Source organism: Tannerella forsythia (assembly GCF_003860135.1).
GTDB lineage: Bacteria > Bacteroidota > Bacteroidia > Bacteroidales > Tannerellaceae > Tannerella > Tannerella forsythia_A.
In genome coordinates this window covers 1-538 of record NZ_RQYN01000153.1, presented here as the reverse complement: position 1 = coordinate 538, position 538 = coordinate 1, and the positions used below count along the sequence as shown (strand labels likewise).

The following is a 538-nucleotide window of genomic DNA, read 5'->3' as shown; positions in this document are numbered from 1 at the left end:
CAACCGAACCCGGTGATATCGCCATAGACGGTCATCGTGGTGCCGTCGGACGTAAAGTTTTGGTCGGGGCTCCAATGGCTTCCTGTGGCATTAACGGTTACATCGGTCGTGTTCGATCCGCTGACGACCCTGACGGGCGTACCGGCGGCCGCGGCCCGGAAGGCCAGCTGGATGGGCTGTCCGGATTGGACGGTCAGGGTGATGTAACGGCTCATGTTTATGTTTCCGGCCTGCTGCGTGACGTTCACCTCCTGCGTGACGCTGCCGGCGGTAAAGGTGACCTTGGCCGTGCGGGGTGCCGTGCCCGTATAGTTCGCGGCCGTAACGTTGACGGTCATATTGCCCGTACCGCTGCCGGTCGAGAGCGTAAGCCACGATTGATCCGAGGCGGCCGTCCATGCTCCGCTCGCGGTGACGGTGACCGGCTTCGTTTCGCCGGCGGCTACGAAGCTGAGCGTGGCCGGGCTGACGGCGAGCGCAGGGGGAGCTGACGCGCCCTGCTGCGTGACGTTCACCTCCTGCGTGACGCTGCCGGCGG

Annotated in this window: 1 protein-coding gene; it reads right to left on the bottom strand. The window is 65.1% G+C overall.

The annotated features are described in order from the left end of the window. Nucleotides 1–515: BACON domain-containing protein (locus EII41_RS13760; protein WP_260425609.1), on the bottom strand; the 515-nt coding region annotated here is incomplete at its 3' end. Between the last annotated feature and the right edge of the window lie 23 nt (nt 516–538).